We start from the raw sequence: 20,342 nt of genomic DNA on the forward strand, positions 1-20,342 counted from the left end.
CCTTTGCTTATAAATTAAGCTTCAAATAGTTCGATTTCTTTGCTGTCAGCAGTTAAAGTCACGATAGCTTTTTTACGTTTTGGTGTATAACCAGTATGACGACCAACACGTTTTAATTTACCATCATAGTTTTGGATGTTTACTTTTTCTACTTTCACTTCAAAGATTTCTTCTACTGCTTTTTTTACTTCTGTACGATTTGCACGAGTATCAACTTCGAAAGTGTACTTTTTATCAGCCACTAAATCCATTGTACGCTCAGTAATAACGGGGCGCTTAATAATATCGCGAGGATCTTTCATTATCCAAGCACCTCCTCTACTTTTGCAACCGCTTCTTTCGTAAATACTACTTTATCGTGTTTTAACAAGTCTAGTACGTTAACTTCTGTTGCTTCAATAACAGAAACGCCTGAAATGTTACGAGCTGATAATATTACGTTATCACTCTCACCTGTAGTTACGATTAATGCTTTACGATCACAAGAAAGATTTTGTAAGATACCCACCATTTCTTTCGTTTTTGGAGCATCAAATTGTAAGTTTTCTAATACTACTAATTCGCTAGCGTTTACCTTGCTAGAAAGCGCAGATTTAATTGCTAAACGACGTGCTTTTTTCGGTAATTTATACGCATAAGAACGTGGTGTAGGACCAAATACCGTTCCACCACCTACCCATTGTGGAGAACGAATAGAACCTTGGCGAGCACGACCCGTACCTTTTTGACGCCATGGTTTACGTCCACCGCCTCGCACTTCTGAGCGTGTTTTTGTATTATGTGTCCCTTGACGTAATGAAGCTTGTTGCATTAACACTGCTTCGTGTAATACATGTTCGTTTGGTTCAATACCAAATACAGAATCAAGAAGTTCGATTTCTCCTACAGTAGAACCACTTTGATTATAAAGAGCCACTTTTGGCATGCGTTTTCCTCCTTTCCGATAAATCTTTAGTTAGCTTTCACAGCTGCTTGAATTTTTACGAAACCTTTTTTAGCACCCGGTACGTTACCTTTTACTAATAGTAGATTGCGTTCTACGTCAACTTTTACAACTTCAAGGTTTTGAATTGTAATTATTTCTCCACCCATACGACCTGGTAAAGCTTTAGCTTTAAACACACGGTTTGGTGCTACTGGACCCATTGAACCAGGACCACGATGGTAGTGAGATCCGTGTCCCATTGGACCACGCGCTTGATTATGACGTTTGATTGCGCCTTGGAAACCTTTCCCTTTAGATGTACCAGTTACGTCAATCACGTCACCATCTTTAAAGATATCCACTTTCACCTCTTGACCTACTTCGTACTCATCGATATTCATACCAGTAAATTCTTTTACGAAGCGCTTAGGCGCAGTGTTTGCTTTCGTAGCATGACCTTGCTCTGCTTTGTTTTGACGAGATGCTTTTTTATCATCAAAACCTAATTGAACTGCTTCATAACCGTCTGCTTCGATTGTTTTCTTTTGAAGAACAACGTTTGGAGCAGCTTCGATTACTGTTACAGGAATTACATCACCATTTTCAGCGAAAATTTGAGTCATTCCAATTTTCTTACCTAAGATTCCTTTTGCCATTATTTCCACCTCCTACATATTTGGGATTATGATTATAATTTAATTTCGATATCTACACCTGATGGAAGATCAAGACGCATTAATGAATCAACTGTTTGTGGAGTTGGATTCACGATATCAATTAAACGCTTATGTGTACGCATTTCGAACTGTTCGCGAGAATCTTTATATTTGTGTACCGCACGAAGAACTGTATAAACTGATTTTTCAGTTGGAAGCGGAATTGGACCAGATACACCAGCACCAGAACGCTTTGCAGTTTCTACAATTTTTTCAGCTGATTGATCAAGAATTCTGTGATCATAAGCTTTTAAACGAATACGAATTTTCTCTTTTGCCATTATTTCCCCTCCTTTTTCGCCCATTTTATGAAATAGACATTCTCCGCAGAAATTTCCTAACCTACCCGCCATGGCAAAGGGGCCGGGTGTGTCAGCAACCTTCCGCATCATCGCAGTCACAGACCAACATTGTCTATTATATAGAAATAATAAACCACATGCAAGTTTTTTTTGAATAAAAACAGTGACTTTGATATTATATCTTTTTTTAAACCAAAACGCAATAGAATTATTCAAAAAGTGAAGGGCGCTCGGTCAGGGGCGACAAGCATAAGACGGCTTGCGTAATGAGGTGATTTTTCCTCATGGAGCAAGATGGCTTATGACTCGAGCCCCTAGCGCACGGAACTGGATTACGCAAAAAGTGGAGGACGCTTGCTTAATTATTTACTAGATATATATTTATTGCTTCCAGGAAGTTTTTTGACTTCGTTCCAGGCTTCGATTGCTTTTTCACGACTTTTCCTTTTATTTTTCGGGTCAGCAAAAAAGTCGCGAATGAATTGATTGTATTCAAACTGAGGTGCAATGTTTTTCTTGTATGAAGGGTCTTTCTTTCGTTCTTCTTCTTCATACCAAGCATTTACTACATCACGATATGTTTTTCCAACATTATTTTTAAAATAGTTTTGGATATACGTGGAGAAATGGAACTTGGGAATTACCGTTTTAAAAAATATTCTTACATTTTGACTACAACGATGATTTTCTGTAATAACTGTATCAAGACTTAAATCTACCTGTGGTTCAGCCTTCTTATTAATCCTTGATTTTTTGATAGGCTTCATTATCGCACCCGTACGGAGAAATGTTTCAATCCTGTTGGAAATCCCTATTTTAGAGCCAGAAGCACTTATTCCATTTTCCTTACAAAAAGATTGTAACTCTGTTTTTAACCAATAGAAATCCTTAAAACTTTCTACACTTATATCTCTTGTTAGATTTGGTCTCATACATTACACCCCTACCTTTACTCATTTCACACTATAGATCATTTGTTCTAATTTAACATAGCAGATGTAACCAAAAACACAAGATAAAGAAGATCTTTTTAGGCACATTCCATTATTTCCAATAAAATTGTCATCCCATAGTAAGTTCCAACAGGCGATTTAAAATTTGTTTCTACTATGTATAGAAGAAACTATTCTTCATTTCGTTTTTTTGAAGAGATTAGATATAACTTTTTTGTATATCTCCGTTCTATTCCTATTTAATAATCCACCCATCTATTGATGTTACACTTTTTAATAGAATTCGTTGAACTCAAAAAAACCTCTTAGTATGAAAACTAAGAGGTTTTTATAAAATGTTTTAATTACTCAATGATAGTAGCTACAACGCCTGCGCCTACAGTACGTCCACCTTCACGAATTGAGAATTTAGTACCTTCTTCAATCGCGATTGGAGCAATTAATTCTACTTGCATTTCGATGTTGTCACCAGGCATTACCATTTCTACGCCTTCAGGAAGACCGATTGTACCAGTAACGTCTGTTGTACGGAAGTAGAATTGTGGGCGGTAGTTAGCGAAGAATGGAGTATGACGTCCACCTTCTTCTTTAGAAAGAACGTAAACTTCCGCTTTGAATTTTGTGTGTGCTTTAACTGTACCGGGTTTAGCTAGTACTTGACCACGTTGGATGTCCTCACGAGCTACACCACGAAGTAATGCACCGATGTTGTCACCAGCTTCAGCTTGATCAAGAAGTTTACGGAACATTTCTACACCAGTTACAGTTGTTTTAGTAGGTTCGTCAGTTAAACCTAAGATTTCAACTTCGTCACCAACTTTAACTACACCACGTTCTACACGTCCTGTAGCAACTGTACCACGACCAGTGATTGAGAAAACGTCCTCAACTGGCATCATGAATGGTTTGTCAGTGTCACGTTCTGGAGTTGGGATGTACTCGTCAACTGCAGCCATAAGTTCAAGGATTTTTTCTTCCCATTCTGCTTCACCTTCAAGAGCTTTAAGAGCAGAACCTTTGATTACAGGTACATCGTCACCTGGGAAGTCGTATTCAGAAAGAAGTTCACGAACTTCCATTTCAACTAATTCTAATAATTCTTCGTCGTCTACCATGTCACATTTGTTTAAGAATACAACAATGTAAGGTACACCTACTTGACGAGATAAAAGAATGTGCTCACGAGTTTGTGGCATTGGACCATCAGCAGCAGATACTACTAGGATACCACCGTCCATTTGAGCAGCACCAGTGATCATGTTTTTAACGTAGTCAGCATGCCCTGGGCAGTCAACGTGTGCATAGTGACGGTTTTCAGTTTCATACTCAACGTGTGAAGTAGAAATTGTGATACCGCGTTCGCGTTCTTCAGGAGCACCGTCGATTTGATCGTAAGCGCGTGCTTCCCCACCACCGCGTTTAGCAAGTACAGTAGTGATTGCAGCTGTTAAAGTTGTTTTACCATGGTCAACGTGACCGATTGTCCCGATGTTAACATGGGGTTTCGTGCGTTCGTATTTTTCTTTAGCCATTATGAAAATCCTCCCTTAATAACTTGGTTCTATTGTGACTAAGAAAGAGGCATTTGCTAGCAAAGTCACTCTTTCTTTAGCTTACAATAAAAGCAATTATTTAACAATATAATTGATGTGACAAATTTAAATTATTCGCCACCGTTTGCTTTTTTAATGATTTCTTCAGAAATACTTTTCGGTACTTCTTCATAGTGGTCGAAAGTCATGGTGTATGTTCCACGACCTTGTGTTTTTGAACGAAGAGTTGTTGCGTATCCAAACATTTCTGAAAGTGGAACGAAAGCTTTTACAACTTGCGCGTTACCACGAGCTTCCATACCTTCTACGCGTCCACGACGAGAAGTTACATCACCCATGATGTCACCCATATACTCTTCTGGAATAACAACTTCTACTTTCACAATTGGTTCTAAGATAACTGGTTTACATTTTGTTTTTGCTTGTTTTAACGCCATAGAAGCAGCAATTTTGAAGGCCATTTCATTTGAGTCAACGTCATGGTAAGATCCATCAAATAATTTTGCTTTTACGTCGATTACAGGGTAACCTGCAAGCAATCCATTTTGTAACGCATCTTCTAAACCATGTTGTACAGATGGAATGTATTCACGAGGAACAACACCACCAACGATTGCGTTTTCGAATTCAAAGCCAGCGCCTTCTTCGTTTGGAGCAAATTCAATCCAAACGTGACCGTATTGACCACGACCACCAGATTGGCGTACGAATTTACCTTCACATTCAGCTGCTTGACGAAGTGTTTCACGGTATGCAACTTGAGGTGCACCTACATTCGCTTCTACTTTGAATTCACGACGTAAACGGTCAACGATGATATCAAGGTGCAGTTCACCCATACCAGCGATAATTGTTTGACCAGTTTCTTCGTTTGTTTCTGTACGGAATGTTGGATCTTCTTCTGCAAGTTTCGCAAGAGCAACACCCATTTTATCTTGGTCTGCTTTTGTTTTTGGTTCAATTGCAACCGAGATAACTGGTTCTGGGAATTCCATTGATTCAAGAATAACTTCTTCTTTTTCAGCACAAAGTGTATCCCCTGTTCCAGTATCTTTTAATCCAACTGCTGCTGCGATGTCACCAGCGTATACTTCGCTGATTTCTTCACGAGAGTTAGCATGCATTTGTAAGATACGTCCTAAACGTTCACGTTTCCCTTTTGTTGAGTTAAGAACGTACGTACCTGCACTAGCAACACCAGAATATACGCGGAAGAATGTTAATTTACCAACGAATGGGTCTGTCATAACTTTAAACGCAAGAGCTGAAAATGGCTCGCTGTCGTCTGCATGACGTTCTACTTCTGTACCATCAGGTAACGTACCTTTAATAGATTCGATATCTGTTGGTGCTGGTAAATAATCAAGTACTGCATCAAGAACTAATTGAACCCCTTTGTTTTTGAAAGCAGAACCACAAAGTACTGGATAGAATTCAACAGCTAATGTCGCTTTACGGATAGCCGCTTTAAGCTCTTCAACTGTAATTTCTTCTCCTTCTAAGTACTTCATCATTAATTCTTCATCAAAGTCTGCAACAGCTTCGATTAAAGAAGCACGAAGTTCTTCTGCTTTATCTGCAAATTCTGCAGGGATTTCTGCTTCTTCGATGTCTGTACCTAAATCGTTTTTATATAAATATGCTTTTTGCTCTACTAAATCAATAATTCCGTTAAATTGGTCTTCTGCACCAATTGGGAATTGAATTGGATGAGCATTAGCTTGTAGACGATCGTGTAATGTACCTACAGAGTATAAGAAGTCCGCACCTGTTTTATCCATTTTGTTAACGAATACGATACGTGGAACTTTATACGTTGTTGCTTGACGCCAAACTGTTTCAGTTTGAGGTTCTACACCTGATTGCGCATCAAGTACTGCCACCGCACCATCAAGTACACGTAAAGAGCGTTCAACTTCTACTGTGAAGTCTACGTGTCCTGGTGTATCGATTACGTTTAAACGGTGACCTTTCCATTGAGCAGTTGTCGCAGCTGATGTGATCGTAATACCACGTTCTTGCTCTTGTTCCATCCAGTCCATTTGAGAAGCACCTTCATGTGTTTCACCAATTTTATGGATTTTACCAGTATAATAAAGGATACGCTCAGTTGTTGTTGTTTTACCAGCGTCAATGTGAGCCATAATACCGATATTACGAGTATTTTCTAAGGAGAACTCTCTTGGCATTCGTCTTTCTCCTCCCATTTATTTTAGTTAATATTATTTTACCAACGATAATGAGCAAATGCTTTGTTCGCTTCTGCCATTTTGTGTGTTTCTTCGCGTTTCTTCACTGATGCACCAGTGTTGTTAGCTGCATCCATGATTTCGTTCGCTAAACGCTCTTCCATTGTTTTTTCACCACGAAGACGCGCATAGTTTACTAACCAACGAAGACCTAAAGTTTGACGACGTTCAGGGCGAACTTCTACCGGTACTTGGTAGTTGGCACCCCCTACACGACGTGCTTTAACTTCTAATACTGGCATGATGTTTTTAAGTGCTTGTTCAAACACTTCCATCGGTTCGTTACCAGTACGTTCTTTAATTAATGCAAATGAATTGTAAAGGATGTTTTGTGCCACACCACGTTTTCCATCAACCATGATACGGTTGATTAAACGTGTTACTAATTTAGAGTTATAAATTGGATCTGGCATTACATCGCGTTTTTCAACTGGACCTTTACGAGGCATATTGTCCCCTCCTTCCGATAATTTCTATCTTATTTATTCCCTTATTTAGGGCGTTTTGTTCCGTATTTAGAACGACCTTGTTTACGTCCATCAACACCTGCAGTATCTAATGCACCACGAACGATGTGATAACGTACCCCCGGTAAGTCTTTTACACGTCCACCGCGAATAAGTACAACACTGTGTTCTTGTAAGTTATGACCAATACCTGGGATGTAAGCTGTTACTTCAATACCGTTTGTTAAACGAACACGAGCATATTTACGTAAAGCTGAGTTCGGTTTTTTCGGTGTCATTGTACCAACACGAGTACATACGCCCCGTTTTTGTGGTGAAGAAACGTCAGTTTGTGCTTTTTTAAAGCTGTTATACCCTTTGTTAAGTGCTGGTGAGTCAGATTTTTGCATTTTATCATGACGACCTTTACGCACTAATTGGTTAATTGTAGGCATCCTTTTTCCTCCCTTCCTACTTTCATTTAAGACCACTCATCCAGGTGGTTCATCTTAGGACAAAAATAAGTTTTTGCCCATAAAGAGTAGACTCTTTACGAGCAAAAACAGTTATCCCTTTACCATAGCAACCGTTGCTGCACCGACTTCAATTCCACATGCCTTTCCGAGTTTTTTCATCGAATCGACATATTGCACCGGCACCTGTAACGTTTGTGCTAAATCTAACACTTTATTCGTTACATTGCAATTTGCATCTTTTGCAATAATAACTACTTCGATGTTGCCATTTTTTAAGGCTTTCATCGTTTGTTTCGTGCCGATAATACAACAACTTTTATCAGTTGATGCTACTTTATCATAAGACATTTTCATATCCTCCAAAGCAACATGGATTTATGATTTCCTCATACATCACGTCATGTTCATAAGGTATTATTTAAGCACTTTGCTATCATATCACCTTTTGAAGTAAGTTGTCAACTCTCTTTTTAATCTTGTGCGATAGTAGATTCTTCGTCGATTACTTCTTCTTTTTCGACTGGTTCTACTTGTGTATTACGGTATCGTAACATCCCTGTACCAGCTGGGATTAATTTACCGATAATAACATTCTCTTTTAATCCTAGTAATTCATCGCGTTTACCTTTGATTGCAGCATCTGTTAAGACGCGTGTTGTTTCTTGGAACGAAGCTGCTGATAAAAATGAATCTGTTTCAAGCGATGCTTTCGTAATACCAAGAAGTTCTGGACGACCAAGTGCAGGCTGTTTTCCTTCTAACAACACTTGCTCATTGGCATCTTTGAATTGATGGATTTCCACAAGAGAACCTGGAAGAATATCTGTTGCACCAGATTCCACCACACGAATTTTACGAAGCATTTGGCGAACCATTACTTCTACGTGTTTGTCTCCGATTTCTACCCCTTGCATACGGTATACTTTTTGAACTTCGCGTAAAACATATTCTTGAACACCTTGAATACCTTTAATTTTAAGAAGTTCTTTCGGATCAATAGAACCTTCTGTAATTTCATCTCCAGCTTGTACTTTATCACCAAGAGTCACTTTTAATCTTGCTCCATACGGAATTTGGTACGTGCGTGTTTCGATTGCACATTCTACAGAAACTTCCACACGTTCTTTGGAATCGTTAATGTCTGAAACTGTACCAGTAATTTCCGTAATAACCGCTTTCCCTTTCGGATTACGCGCTTCGAATAACTCTTGAATACGCGGTAAACCTTGGGTGATGTCGTCTCCTGCTACCCCACCGGTATGGAACGTACGCATCGTCAACTGTGTACCTGGTTCCCCGATAGATTGTGCAGCGATAATACCTACCGCTTCCCCAACTTCCACGTCAGCTCCTGTAGCAAGGTTACGTCCGTAACATTTTTTACATACACCGTGACGAGTATCACAAGTGAAGACAGAGCGAATCACTACTTCTTCAATACCGCTATCTTCAATTTCTTTTGCAGTATCTTCTGTAATTAATTCATTTTTATGCACAATGATATCGCCTGTTTCCGGATGACGAACGGTTTGGAATGCTGTACGACCTACAAGGCGATCGTAAAGTGATTCAATCAATTCATTGCCTTCTTTAATTGCAGATACATGAAGACCGCGATCGGTTCCACAATCATCTTCCCGAACGATAACGTCTTGGGCTACGTCAACGAGACGACGTGTTAAGTAACCTGAGTCAGCCGTTTTAAGCGCTGTATCCGCAAGACCTTTACGCGCACCATGTGTAGAAATGAAGTACTCCAATACGGTTAATCCTTCACGGAAGCTTGATTTAATCGGTAATTCGATAATTCGACCAGCTGGGTTGGCCATTAGACCACGCATCCCTGCAAGTTGCGTAAAGTTTGATGCGTTACCACGGGCACCAGAGTCACTCATCATGAAGATTGGGTTCGTTGAGTCGAGTGATTTCATTAAACGTGATTGAATCACTTCTTTCGCCTCACCCCAAATAGAAATAACTCGTTCATACCGTTCATCTTCGGTAATTAAACCACGACGGAATTGTTTTAAAACACGTGCTACTTTATCTTCTGCTTCTTGTAAGATTTCTTGTTTTTCAGGAAGAACGACGATATCAGAAACACCAATTGTAATCCCTGCTTTTGTAGAGTATTTAAAGCCTAAGTCTTTCATGCGGTCAAGCATTTTAGACGTTTCTGTTGTTTGATAACGTTTAAAAACTTCTGCAATTATTTTTCCTAAGAAACCTTTTTTAAATGGTGAAACAAGTTCACGTTTTTCAAACTCCTCTTTAATATTTGTACCGAATGGCACAAAATATTTGTCGGGTGTTTGTTGTTCTAAGTTATAGATTGTCGGCTCATTCATATAAGGGAATGAATCCGGTAAAATTTCGTTAAAGATTAATTTACCAACTGTTGTTAATAACAATTGATTTTTTTGTTGTTCAGGGAACTCACAGTTTATAAATGATGCTGCTGGTAACGCAATTCGTGTATGCAAATGAACGTAGCCATTTTGGTATGCTAATATCGCCTCATTCACATCTTTGAAAATAGTACCTTCTCCGTATGCACCTTTTCGTTCTAGTGTTAAATAATAATTTCCTAATACCATATCTTGAGACGGTGTAACGACCGGTTTTCCATCTTTTGGATTTAGAATATTTTGTGCTGCAAGCATTAATAAACGAGCTTCTGCTTGTGCTTCTGCTGAAAGCGGTACGTGAACCGCCATTTGGTCACCATCAAAATCCGCATTATACGCTGTACAAACGAGTGGATGAAGTTTAATCGCACGACCTTCTACTAGCGTTGGTTCGAATGCTTGAATACCTAAACGGTGAAGGGTCGGTGCACGGTTTAATAAGACCGGATGTTCTTTAATAACTTCTTCAAGGACATCCCAAACTTCTGCATGCACACGTTCAATTTTACGTTTTGCACTTTTAATGTTATGTGCTAAACCTCTTTCTACTAATTCTTTCATCACAAAAGGTTTGAATAGTTCAAGCGCCATTTCTTTCGGTAAACCACATTGGTACATTTTAAGGTTTGGACCAACTACAATTACCGAACGACCTGAGTAATCAACACGTTTACCAAGTAAGTTTTGACGGAAACGACCTTGTTTCCCTTTCAACATATGAGAAAGAGATTTTAACGGACGATTTCCTGGACCAGTTACCGGACGGCCACGACGACCGTTATCGATTAACGCATCAACTGCTTCTTGAAGCATCCGTTTTTCATTTTGTACGATAATGTTTGGTGCACCTAAATCTAATAAACGTTTTAAACGGTTATTACGGTTAATCACACGACGATAAAGATCGTTTAAGTCACTTGTCGCAAAACGCCCACCGTCTAGTTGAACCATCGGGCGAAGTTCTGGCGGAATAACAGGCAGTACATCTAATACCATCCATGATGGATTGTTACCAGATGAACGGAACGCTTCAATTACTTCTAAACGTTTAATTGCACGCGTACGGCGTTGTCCTTGTGCTGTATTTAATTCCTCACGAAGCGCTTCAACTTCTTTATCTAAATCAATATCGTACAGTAATTTACGAATCGCTTCTGCTCCCATTTGAGCTTGGAAAGAATGACCGTACTTTTCTACGTAAGTACGATATTCTTTTTCCGATAATAGTTGTTTCTTTTCAAGCGGTGTATCGCCTGGTTCTGTTACAACGTAAGAAGCGAAGTAAATAACTTCTTCTAGCGCGCGGGGACTCATATCGAGTACAAGTCCCATGCGGCTTGGAATACCTTTAAAATACCAAATATGGCTGACAGGCGCAGCTAATTCAATATGACCCATACGTTCACGACGTACTTTTGCACGTGTCACTTCTACGCCACAGCGATCACAAACGACACCTTTATAACGAACACGTTTATATTTTCCACAATGACATTCCCAGTCTTTTGTAGGACCAAAAATGCGTTCACAGAACAAACCATCTTTTTCCGGTTTTAACGTACGATAATTAATCGTTTCCGGTTTTTTTACTTCACCATAAGACCATGAACGGATTTTATCCGGTGAAGCTAGACCAATTTTCATATATTCAAAGTTATTAACATCTAACAAGGAGCCTACCTCCCTTTTCGCATCCAGGTTTTTCCTTATTAAGCTTCTGTGTCCACATCAGCATCGACATTTAAATTTAATTTTTCTGCTGATGGTGTATCTTCATCATCAAGGTCACGCATTTCAATTTCTTCTTCATCGCCCGATAGAATTTTTACATCCATACCGAGACTTTGCAATTCTTTAATAAGTACTTTGAATGATTCCGGAACACCTGGTTCAGGAACATTGTCACCTTTGACAATTGCTTCGTATGTTTTCACACGACCAACTACATCATCTGATTTTACGGTTAAGATTTCTTGTAGTGTATATGCTGCTCCATATGCTTCAAGTGCCCAAACTTCCATCTCACCGAAACGTTGTCCACCGAATTGTGCTTTCCCTCCGAGTGGTTGTTGCGTTACAAGTGAGTAAGGACCTGTAGAACGAGCATGTAATTTATCATCAACCATGTGAGCAAGTTTGATCATATACATAACCCCGACAGAAACACGGTTGTCTAACGGTTCACCTGTACGTCCATCATAAAGGACTGTTTTTCCGTCGCGTGGTAATCCAGCTTCTTCTAATGTTGACCAAACATCTTCTTCGTTTGCTCCGTCAAATACAGGAGTTGCTACGTGAATACCTAACTCACGAGCAGCCATTCCTAAATGAAGCTCTAATACTTGACCTATGTTCATCCGAGAAGGTACCCCAAGTGGATTTAACATAATATCAATTGGTGTCCCGTCTGGTAAGAACGGCATTTCTTCTTCCGGTAAAATACGAGAGATAACCCCTTTGTTACCGTGACGACCGGCCATTTTATCCCCTTGGTGAATTTTACGTTTTTGTACGATAAACACACGTACTAATTGGTTAACACCTGGTGGTAATTCATCTCCATCTTCTCGATTAAATACTTTCACATCTAGGACAATTCCGCCCCCACCATGCGGTACACGTAAAGATGTATCACGTACTTCCCGTGCTTTTTCACCAAAGATAGCATGTAATAGACGTTCTTCTGCTGTTAATTCTGTTACACCTTTTGGCGTTACTTTACCAACTAAAATATCTCCGTCTACTACTTCTGCACCGATACGAATAATTCCACGGTCATCTAAATTACGAAGTGCATCTTCCCCAACGTTTGGAATGTCGCGTGTAATTTCTTCAGGACCTAATTTTGTATCACGTGCTTCTGATTCATATTCTTCAATGTGAATCGATGTATATACATCATCTTTCACAAGACGTTCACTCATAATAATCGCATCTTCATAGTTGTAACCTTCCCATGTCATAAAGCCAACAAGAACGTTACGTCCTAATGCTAATTCGCCATTATCCATCGATGGACCATCGGCTAAAATTTCACCTTTTTTCACACGATCGCCAGCTTTTACGATTGGGCGTTGGTTGTAGCAAGTTCCTTGGTTAGAACGAACAAATTTTAATAATGGATAAGAAACAAAATCACCTTGTACTTCATTTCCATCTACTACTTCTACGCGACGAATTTTAATTTCATCTGCTTCTACGTATTCCACAATTCCTTCATGTTTCGATACAATTGCGGCACCTGAGTCTTTCCCTGACACATACTCCATCCCTGTACCGACAATTGGTGCTTCTGGACGCATTAATGGAACAGCTTGACGTTGCATGTTCGCACCCATTAGCGCACGGTTCGAGTCATCATTTTCTAAGAAAGGAATACAAGCCGTCGCAGCGGACACTACTTGTTTTGGTGATACATCCATGTAGTCGATGTTTTCTCGTTTTGTAATAATGTTTTCCCCGCGGAAACGAGCGATAACATCTTCATCTAAAAATTCACCCTGTTCACCTAAACGAGCGTTCGCTTGGGCTACTACGTAATTATCTTCTTCGTCTGCTGTTAAGTAATGGATAACATCTGTCACACGACCTGTTTCTGGGTCAACACGACGATATGGCGTTTCGATAAATCCATATGCATTTACTTTCGCAAAAGAAGATAACGAGTTAATTAACCCGATATTCGGTCCCTCTGGCGTTTCAATTGGACACATACGACCATAGTGAGAATAGTGAACGTCACGCACTTCGAATCCTGCGCGTTCACGTGTTAACCCACCAGGACCTAATGCTGATAAACGACGTTTATGTGTTAATTCAGCTAATGGGTTTGTTTGGTCCATAAATTGCGACAATTGCGAACTACCAAAGAACTCTTTAATAGATGCAATAACCGGACGAATGTTAATTAACGCTTGAGGTGTAATAGAGTTTGTATCTTGAATCGACATTCTTTCACGTACTACACGTTCCATACGAGATAACCCGATTCGGAATTGGTTTTGTAAAAGTTCCCCTACAGAGCGCAAACGACGGTTACCTAGATGATCAATATCATCTGTGAATCCAACACCATGTAGTAGATTGAAGAAGTAGCTAATAGAAGCGATGATATCAGCTGCTGTAATGTGTTTCACTTCTTTTTCCACATTGTTATTGCCGATAACCGTAATAGTTTGTTCTACATCTGCACCTTGGCTAACAGAGATTTCAAATGCCTGTAAAAAGACTTCTTCGTCTTCTAATACTCCACCGTTTGGTTTTACCGAATACACTGCAAGATTTTCTTCTAATGCTGGTAGAATACGATCTAATTTACGACGATCTAAAATTTCGCCTGCTTCCATTAAAATTTCACCTGTTTCAGGATCGACCACTGGTTTCGCAAGCTTTTGGTTAAACAAACGGTTTTTAATATGAAGTTTTTTATTAATTTTATAGCGTCCAACATTCGCTAAATCGTATCGTTTCGGATCAAAGAAACGTGAAACTAATAGACTTTTAGCATTTTCCACTGTTGGAGGTTCTCCAGGACGAAGACGTTCATAAATTTCTAATAACGCTTTTTCTACGCTATCTGTATTGTCTTTTTCAAGTGTATTGCGTAAATACTCATTATCTCCGATTAAATCGATGATTTCTTGATCAGACCCAAACCCAAGTGCACGTAAAAGGACCGTTACTGGCAGTTTACGCGTCCGGTCAATACGAACATATACAACATCTTTTGCATCTGTTTCGTATTCTAACCATGCCCCACGGTTTGGAATAACGGTAGCAGTAAACCCTTTTTTACCGTTTTTATCGATTTTTTCACTATAGTAAACACTCGGTGAACGTACGAGCTGAGATACAATGACCCGTTCTGCACCATTGATAATGAAGGTACCTGTTTCGGTCATCAACGGGAAATCACCCATAAATACTTCTTGCTCTTTTACTTCACCTGTTTCTTTATTGATGAGACGTACTTTTACGCGAAGAGGCGCCGAATATGTAACATCACGGTTTTTCGACTCTTCTACCGAATATTTCGGTTCTCCTAAACTGTAATCAATAAATTCTAAAACTAAATTTCCTGTAAAATCCTCGATTGGGGAGATATCGTGAAACATCTCTTTTAATCCCTCATCAAGAAACCATTGGTATGAAGCTGTTTGAATTTCAATTAAATTAGGTAATTCTAACACTTCTGAAATTCGTGCATAGCTTCTACGTTGGCGGTGGCGTCCGTACTGAACTAGTTGATCTGTCAACTGATTCACCCCTCTAATCCAGCTTTTTATCAACTGTATTCGATCTAGTGTTTTGACTAGACAAAAAAGAAAATGGTTTCACAATCGAAAACCATATTCTTACACACTGATGATGGTAAAGTTTTTCCCATTTTATTTTCTTTTATACATAGTAATAAGAAAAAGATAGAAAAACCATCTATTTATGAATACATTGGCATTTTACAATGCTATCATAAACATGTCAATGAGTCAAGATTTTTTTGCTTGAATAATAAAATATCCTTTTTTCTTCGTCACAACTTCTACATCCGCAAAAATAGATGCTAATTTATCTAATGCAGATGGTGCTCCTTGCTTCTTTTGAATCACAATCCACAATTCTCCGCCTGGCGCTAAATGCGCATAAGCATCTTCAAATAACTGATGCACAACCGCTTTCCCTGCACGAATCGGCGGATTTGAAATAATAGTAGAAAAATCTTTTTTTTCTACTTGTTCAAACAAATAACTTTTCTTTATATGAACGTTTTGCACATTATTTTGCGCCGCATTTTCTTCCGCTAACGACAAGGCACGTTCGTTCACGTCAATCATCCATACTTGTTTTTCTGGATATGTTTTTGCCACGTACAATCCGATTGGCCCGTATCCACAGCCTACATCCAAAACGGAATCACCATCGGAAATATCGAGCGCTTCTACTAACACACGCGTGCCAAAATCTAAATCATTTTTCGAAAACACTCCTGCATCCGTTGTAAAACGAAACATTTCTCCACTAATCGTCGTTGTATACGTCGTCCGATTACTTTCTGAAGTAGGTTTGTCTGTATAGTAATGATCAGCCATGGTCTCACTCTTTTCTACTCATGTTTTCGCTACCTTCATAGTTAAAACTACTTTTTCGCTGTTCTCTCCTAATATTGGTTCGCCAAAAGCAAATAAATTCCTTTCTAGCAACCCGCTTTCGTTCTCTAACTATTTACTTTAAAAACCAACGAAAAAAAGCTCGCTATAGTAGCGAGCTTTTTATTTGTGAAAACAATTATTTTACAGTTACTTTAGCGCCTACCTCTTCAAGTTTCGCTTTGATTTCTTCAGCTTCTTCTTTCGCAACGCCTTCTTTAATTGGTTTTGGAGCTCCGTCAACTAATTCTTTAGCGTCTTTTAAGCCTAAGCCAGTGATTTCGCGAACTACTTTAATTACTTTGATTTTACCTGCGCCTGCTTCTTCTAAAACAACGTCAAATTCAGTTTGTTCAGCGTCGCCACCTGCTTCAGCACCGCCACCAACTACTGCTACAGGAGCAGCTGCAGTTACACCAAATTCTTCTTCAATTGCTTTAACTAAGTCGTTTAATTCTAAAACAGTCATCTCTTTAATCGCTTCAATGATTTGTTCTTTCGTCATGTTATTTTTCCTCCTTAACATTCGTTATAATTTTTATACTAACCGTAATCTAAACTTACGCACCTTGTTCTTCTTTTTGTTCTGCAACTGCTTTCGTTGCAAGAGCAAAGTTACGCATTGGTGCTTGAAGCACGCTAAGAAGCATAGAAAGTAATCCTTCGCGAGATGGAAGTTCAGCGATTGCTTTCACTTCATCTACTGGAGTAATATTACCTTCGATAATACCAGCCTTAATTTCTAATGCTTCGTGTGTTTTTGCGAAATCATTTAAAACTTTAGCTGAAGCCACTGCATCTTCACTATTGAAAGCAATAGCTGTTGGTCCAACTAAAAATTCATTGATTTCTCCAAAACCAGTTTCTTCTGCTGCACGGCGAGATAATGTATTTTTATATACTTTAAACTCACAACCAGCTTCACGAAGTTGTTTACGAAGTTCTGTTACTTCTGCAACATTTAAACCACGGTAATCAACTAAAACTGTTGATTTACTATCTTTTAATTTCGCTGTAATTTCAGCAACTTGTGCTGCTTTTCTTTCGATTGCTGCGTTCATGATTACACCTCCTATAGAAAAGTACCATACCGCAAACAAAAAGCACCTCCAAAGACATGGAGGTGCTTAGAATAAACGTATATACGATCTATTCGTTCACACACCTCGGTAGGAAATTAAGCTAAAAAGCACCTACTGTCTACGGTATGAAATCTATTAACTTTTCAACCACCGATAATTATACCGGGAGCTATCATCATTGTCAATTATTTTTTTACGATATCTTGTGTATTCACACGGATACCAGGACCCATTGTAGAAGCGATTGTTACGCTTTTCATGTACGTACCTTTCGCCGCTGCTGGTTTTGCTTTCACAATTGCGTCTACCATTGCAAGGATGTTTTCTTGTAGTTTTTCGTTATCAAACGATTTTTTACCAACTGGAACTTGAACGTTACCAGCTTTATCTATACGGTATTCTACTTTACCAGCTTTAATATCGTTGATTGCTTTTGTTACATCAAATGTTACTGTACCTGTTTTAGGATTTGGCATTAAACCTTTAGGACCTAATACACGACCTAATTTACCAACTTCAGCCATCATGTCTGGAGTTGCTACAACAACGTCAAAATCAAACCAACCTTGATTAATTTTGTTGATGTATTCTACATCGCCAACATAATCTGCACCTGCAGCTTCTGCTTCTTTTAGTTTTTCACCTTTTGCGAAAACTAAAACTTTTTGAGTTTTACCTGTACCATTTGGTAATACTACCGCACCACGAATTTGTTGATCCGCTTTTTTAGGGTCCACTCCTAAACGAAATGCTAATTCAATTGTTTCATCGAAATTTGCAACTGCAGTTTCTTTTACTAATCCAACTGCTTCTGTTAAATCATAAGATTTTTGACGGTCAATTTTTTTTGCCGCCTCTACATATTTTTTTCCGCGTTTTGCCATTTTAAAAATGTCCTCCTCTTTTGTGGTTTTAACGGATAGACCTCCCACGAATAAAGGCTGCAAACAAGGGAACTCCCACGCTTACAACCTTTCATTACAAGAGAGAATTAGTCTTCAATCACAATTCCCATACTACGTGCTGTACCTTCAACCATACGCATAGCAGCTTCCACATCAGCCGCATTTAAATCCGGCATTTTTGTTTCTGCGATTTCGCGAACTTTATCGCGTTTTACTGTTGCTACTTTTTTACGGTTTGGTTCACCTGAAGCAGTATCGATACCAGCTGCCTTTTTAAGAAGAACGGCTGCCGGTGGAGTTTTTGTGATGAATGTAAATGAACGGTCCTCAAATACCGTAATTTCAACTGGAATAATTAAACCAGCTTGATCAGCAGTACGAGCGTTGAACTCTTTACAGAATCCCATAATGTTAACACCAGCTTGACCTAATGCTGGACCTACCGGTGGAGCTGGATTCGCTTTACCTGCAGGGATTTGTAATTTTACCATTTTGATTACTTTTTTAGCCACGAGACACACCTCCTTAAGTCCGTGATGTGGTACATGGACATATAGTCCTCCCACTCATATAAACATATTGATTATATATCATAATCAATTTTTGTCTCAAAGACAATAAAGAACATTAAAATCTTATCATTTGTCCGAAAAAAATTCAAGAAAAATAATTAGATTTTTTCAATTTGCGAAAAATCTAATTCCACTGGCGTTTCACGACCGAACATATCGACTTGAACAGTAACACGTTTTTTATCCATATCAATTTCGATAATTGGCCCCATTTGATTAGCAAATGGACCTTCTTTTACTTTAACTGTTTCTTCTAATTCGAAGTCAAAGTCTGATGGGAAATCCATCCCCATTTGTTTTAAAATTCGATCTGCTTCTTCTTCTAATAATGGTGTAGGTCTACTTCCTGCACCTGCTGAACCAACGAACCCAGTAACTCCTGGTGTGTTACGAACAACATACCAAGAATCGTCTGTCATAATCATTTCTACAATGACATACCCTGGGAAGATTCGTTTTTTCGTAATTTTTTCTTTTCCATTTTTTATTTCGCGTTCCTCTTCTTCTGGAACGACTACACGAAAAATTTTATCTTGCATACCCATTGATTCTACACGTTTTTCAAGGTTCGTTTTCACTCGATTTTCATACCCTGAATACGTGTGTAATACATACCATCTTTTTTCCATAAACATTAGGACTAAACGTCCTTCCCTCCTTAATTAGGACAAGTCTTTAATCAAAAAGCGGAGGGCGCTCGTTCAGGGGCGACAAGCATAAGATGGATTGCGGAATGAGATGTTCTTTCCTCATGGAGCAATACAGCTTATGACTCAAGCCCCTAGCGCCCGCAGCTAGATTAATCAAAAAGCGGAGGGAGGCTTGCTTAGCGACAGAGTAATAAGGCGCACGATGGAAGAGGCGTCTCTTTGCCTCTGGAATCGGGTGACTTATTACGGCAGTCGCTAGCCTCCCGGAGCTAGATTAATCAAAAAGCGGAGATGGGCTCGTTTAACGACGGAGCTATAAGGCAAAGAGCGAAAGAGGCGGGCTTTGCCTCTGTAGCACTTTTCCTTATAGCAGAAGTTGTTAGCCCATCGCAGCTAGATGATCAAAAAGCGGAAGACGCTTGCTCAGGGACGACAAGCAATACAGCTTATGCCTTGAATCCCTAGCGTCGCATTATTTTCCCGCTTTTCATCATTTGTTTTCCTATACAATGACCAACTTACGTAACACGTGTTTCACTCGCGATAACGATTACTTACTTTGTAATCCAACCAACGAGCGAAGATAATCCAAAATCAACAAGTGCAAAAAAAGCAGCAAAAAATATAACTGTTAACAATACAGTTACAGTATAACGAGTTAATTCTTCTCGTTTTGGCCAAGATACTTTTTTTGTCTCGCTTTTTACTTCACCCAAAAATCGAACTGGTTTTTTGAAGTCTGCCATGATTGTACCTCCAAGGTCATTCTATTACTTCGCTTCTTTGTGCAACGTGTGTGCATTACAACGACTACAAAATTTCTTTATCTCTAAACGCATCTGACTCGCTTCTGTACTTTTAACCGTTGAATAATTACGGGTGCCACAATTAATGCAAGCTAATGACACTTTCTTTTTCATGTAAATCCCCCAAAACATACTTTTTGGAATTTTTCCCTCTAT

At 39.1% G+C, this 20,342-nt stretch carries 20 protein-coding genes and 1 other annotated feature; all 20 genes read right to left on the reverse strand.

Annotated elements, in window-relative coordinates:
• Positions 1–14: 14 nt before the first annotated feature.
• Positions 15–302, reverse strand: a complete 288-nt coding sequence (rplW, locus tag BN1372_RS00450; RefSeq protein ID WP_062196948.1) for a 50S ribosomal protein L23 — start codon at positions 300–302, stop codon at positions 15–17.
• A complete protein-coding gene (gene rplD / locus BN1372_RS00455; RefSeq protein ID WP_062196949.1) occupies positions 302–925 on the reverse strand; it encodes a 50S ribosomal protein L4 in 624 nt (207 codons plus the stop codon). Before rplD ends, rplW begins: the two co-directional genes overlap by 1 nt.
• A 26-nt stretch (positions 926–951) precedes the next feature.
• Positions 952–1,581, reverse strand: coding sequence for a 50S ribosomal protein L3 (gene rplC, locus BN1372_RS00460; protein ID WP_062196950.1), 630 nt, complete (start codon positions 1,579–1,581; stop codon positions 952–954).
• A gap of 32 nt (positions 1,582–1,613) precedes the next feature.
• Positions 1,614–1,922 carry a 30S ribosomal protein S10 gene (rpsJ, locus tag BN1372_RS00465; RefSeq protein ID WP_062196951.1) on the reverse strand — a complete coding sequence of 103 codons (309 nt, stop codon included), beginning with the start codon at positions 1,920–1,922 and terminating at the stop codon, positions 1,614–1,616.
• Positions 1,923–2,305: 383 nt separating this feature from the next.
• Positions 2,306–2,875: a DUF6434 domain-containing protein gene (locus BN1372_RS00470; RefSeq protein ID WP_062196952.1), complete on the reverse strand. Its 570-nt coding sequence runs from the start codon at positions 2,873–2,875 to the stop codon at positions 2,306–2,308.
• Between the two features lie 365 nt (positions 2,876–3,240).
• Positions 3,241–4,428 carry an elongation factor Tu gene (gene tuf, locus BN1372_RS00475; protein WP_062196953.1) on the reverse strand — a complete coding sequence of 396 codons (1,188 nt, stop codon included), beginning with the start codon at positions 4,426–4,428 and terminating at the stop codon, positions 3,241–3,243.
• A 131-nt stretch (positions 4,429–4,559) separates the two neighbouring features.
• Positions 4,560–6,638 (reverse strand): elongation factor G, encoded by a 2,079-nt coding sequence (gene fusA, locus BN1372_RS00480; protein ID WP_062196954.1) that lies wholly within the window; start codon positions 6,636–6,638, stop codon positions 4,560–4,562.
• Between the two features lie 38 nt (positions 6,639–6,676).
• Entirely contained in the window at positions 6,677–7,147 is a 471-nt protein-coding gene (gene rpsG, locus BN1372_RS00485) for a 30S ribosomal protein S7 (protein WP_062196955.1), read from the reverse strand.
• Positions 7,148–7,188: 41 nt separating this feature from the next.
• On the reverse strand, positions 7,189–7,599 hold the full coding sequence (gene rpsL, locus BN1372_RS00490; RefSeq protein WP_062196956.1) for a 30S ribosomal protein S12: 411 nt from the start codon (positions 7,597–7,599) through the stop codon (positions 7,189–7,191).
• 111 nt (positions 7,600–7,710) lie between these two features.
• Positions 7,711–7,968 (reverse strand): 50S ribosomal protein L7ae-like protein, encoded by a 258-nt coding sequence (locus BN1372_RS00495; protein ID WP_062196957.1) that lies wholly within the window; start codon positions 7,966–7,968, stop codon positions 7,711–7,713.
• 122 nt (positions 7,969–8,090) lie between these two features.
• Entirely contained in the window at positions 8,091–11,699 is a 3,609-nt protein-coding gene (rpoC, locus tag BN1372_RS00500) for a DNA-directed RNA polymerase subunit beta' (protein ID WP_062196958.1), read from the reverse strand.
• A 38-nt stretch (positions 11,700–11,737) separates the two neighbouring features.
• Entirely contained in the window at positions 11,738–15,283 is a 3,546-nt protein-coding gene (gene rpoB / locus BN1372_RS00505) for a DNA-directed RNA polymerase subunit beta (RefSeq protein ID WP_062196959.1), read from the reverse strand.
• Between the two features lie 231 nt (positions 15,284–15,514).
• On the reverse strand, positions 15,515–16,114 hold the full coding sequence (locus tag BN1372_RS00510; protein ID WP_062196960.1) for a class I SAM-dependent methyltransferase: 600 nt from the start codon (positions 16,112–16,114) through the stop codon (positions 15,515–15,517).
• Between the two features lie 196 nt (positions 16,115–16,310).
• The gene (gene rplL / locus BN1372_RS00515) at positions 16,311–16,676 is read right to left on the reverse strand and encodes a 50S ribosomal protein L7/L12 (protein WP_062196961.1); all 366 of its coding nucleotides are present in this window, start codon (positions 16,674–16,676) and stop codon (positions 16,311–16,313) included.
• A 55-nt stretch (positions 16,677–16,731) separates the two neighbouring features.
• Complete coding sequence (gene rplJ / locus BN1372_RS00520) at positions 16,732–17,232, reverse strand: 50S ribosomal protein L10 (RefSeq protein ID WP_062196962.1); 501 nt, start codon at positions 17,230–17,232, stop codon at positions 16,732–16,734.
• Positions 17,233–17,259: 27 nt separating this feature from the next.
• Positions 17,260–17,395: a sequence feature (ribosomal protein L10 leader region), on the reverse strand.
• Between the two features lie 43 nt (positions 17,396–17,438).
• A complete protein-coding gene (rplA, locus tag BN1372_RS00525) occupies positions 17,439–18,185 on the reverse strand; it encodes a 50S ribosomal protein L1 (protein WP_325062673.1) in 747 nt (248 codons plus the stop codon).
• A gap of 59 nt (positions 18,186–18,244) precedes the next feature.
• A complete protein-coding gene (gene rplK / locus BN1372_RS00530; protein WP_062196964.1) occupies positions 18,245–18,670 on the reverse strand; it encodes a 50S ribosomal protein L11 in 426 nt (141 codons plus the stop codon).
• 158 nt (positions 18,671–18,828) lie between these two features.
• Positions 18,829–19,359: a transcription termination/antitermination protein NusG gene (nusG, locus tag BN1372_RS00535; protein ID WP_062196985.1), complete on the reverse strand. Its 531-nt coding sequence runs from the start codon at positions 19,357–19,359 to the stop codon at positions 18,829–18,831.
• 575 nt (positions 19,360–19,934) lie between these two features.
• Positions 19,935–20,126 (reverse strand): preprotein translocase subunit SecE, encoded by a 192-nt coding sequence (gene secE / locus BN1372_RS00540; protein WP_062196965.1) that lies wholly within the window; start codon positions 20,124–20,126, stop codon positions 19,935–19,937.
• 24 nt (positions 20,127–20,150) lie between these two features.
• Complete coding sequence (gene rpmG / locus BN1372_RS14415) at positions 20,151–20,300, reverse strand: 50S ribosomal protein L33 (RefSeq protein ID WP_074018089.1); 150 nt, start codon at positions 20,298–20,300, stop codon at positions 20,151–20,153.
• Between the last annotated feature and the right edge of the window lie 42 nt (positions 20,301–20,342).

Origin of the sequence: Massilibacterium senegalense (assembly GCF_001375675.1) — a bacterium.
Lineage (GTDB): Bacteria > Bacillota > Bacilli > Bacillales > Massilibacteriaceae > Massilibacterium > Massilibacterium senegalense.

Excerpts from the sequence above, each read along its gene's own strand:
- rplW (WP_062196948.1), bottom strand. The coding sequence starts at position 302 with ATGAAAGATCCTCGCGATATTATTAAGCGCCCCGTTATTACTGAGCGT.
- rplD (WP_062196949.1), bottom strand. The coding sequence starts at position 925 with ATGCCAAAAGTGGCTCTTTATAATCAAAGTGGTTCTACTGTAGGAGAA.
- rplC (WP_062196950.1), bottom strand. The coding sequence starts at position 1,581 with ATGGCAAAAGGAATCTTAGGTAAGAAAATTGGAATGACTCAAATTTTC.
- rpsJ (WP_062196951.1), bottom strand. The coding sequence starts at position 1,922 with ATGGCAAAAGAGAAAATTCGTATTCGTTTAAAAGCTTATGATCACAGA.
- BN1372_RS00470 (WP_062196952.1), bottom strand. The coding sequence starts at position 2,875 with ATGAGACCAAATCTAACAAGAGATATAAGTGTAGAAAGTTTTAAGGAT.
- tuf (WP_062196953.1), bottom strand. The coding sequence starts at position 4,428 with ATGGCTAAAGAAAAATACGAACGCACGAAACCCCATGTTAACATCGGG.
- fusA (WP_062196954.1), bottom strand. The coding sequence starts at position 6,638 with ATGCCAAGAGAGTTCTCCTTAGAAAATACTCGTAATATCGGTATTATG.
- rpsG (WP_062196955.1), bottom strand. The coding sequence starts at position 7,147 with ATGCCTCGTAAAGGTCCAGTTGAAAAACGCGATGTAATGCCAGATCCA.
- rpsL (WP_062196956.1), bottom strand. The coding sequence starts at position 7,599 with ATGCCTACAATTAACCAATTAGTGCGTAAAGGTCGTCATGATAAAATG.
- BN1372_RS00495 (WP_062196957.1), bottom strand. The coding sequence starts at position 7,968 with ATGTCTTATGATAAAGTAGCATCAACTGATAAAAGTTGTTGTATTATC.
- BN1372_RS00510 (WP_062196960.1), bottom strand. The coding sequence starts at position 16,114 with ATGGCTGATCATTACTATACAGACAAACCTACTTCAGAAAGTAATCGG.
- rplL (WP_062196961.1), bottom strand. The coding sequence starts at position 16,676 with ATGACGAAAGAACAAATCATTGAAGCGATTAAAGAGATGACTGTTTTA.
- rplJ (WP_062196962.1), bottom strand. The coding sequence starts at position 17,232 with ATGAACGCAGCAATCGAAAGAAAAGCAGCACAAGTTGCTGAAATTACA.
- nusG (WP_062196985.1), bottom strand. The coding sequence starts at position 19,359 with ATGGAAAAAAGATGGTATGTATTACACACGTATTCAGGGTATGAAAAT.
- secE (WP_062196965.1), bottom strand. The coding sequence starts at position 20,126 with ATGGCAGACTTCAAAAAACCAGTTCGATTTTTGGGTGAAGTAAAAAGC.
- rpmG (WP_074018089.1), bottom strand. The coding sequence starts at position 20,300 with ATGAAAAAGAAAGTGTCATTAGCTTGCATTAATTGTGGCACCCGTAAT.